Source organism: Alcaligenes phenolicus, from assembly GCF_032063905.1.
In the GTDB taxonomy this organism is placed as follows: Bacteria; Pseudomonadota; Gammaproteobacteria; order Burkholderiales; family Burkholderiaceae_B; genus Alcaligenes; species Alcaligenes phenolicus.
The window spans coordinates 297,241-297,691 of record NZ_DAMBOE010000005.1; positions in this window are offsets into that span (position 1 = coordinate 297,241).

The window sequence follows — 451 nt, forward strand, 5'->3', positions numbered from 1 at the left end:
GCGAAAATACTTTGGGGCGGGAATTCAGCGCGAAACAAGAGAATCGATGCTGAGCTGGAGAGGATAAGCCCGGAATCACCTGTTCTGCGATAGGGCATTCTGGCGTTTCACCTGCTGGTTCTGGTGTCTCTCCTGCTATGAACGAGACATAGTCATTTTAGTATCATTTAGTTTCATTTAAGTTTTGTCATATATAACAATGGTCTAAGTGGAAAACTACTGTAAACCGCCTCTTTTGCTTGAAATATTCAGGTAAAAAACTTGCCAAGTCGAAAATCATCGTGCTATAGTTCTTTTCTCGCTGCAGCGCACACAGGGTTTTCCCTGAAGCGCTACAGAGAGCGGTTAGACAAGTTTCACCGCCTTGGCCAAGAGGCCCGCACCGAAGCTTGAATAACTGAGTCAGGTAACTGACACGGTGTAAAACCCGGAGCTTGACAAATCAGAAAAT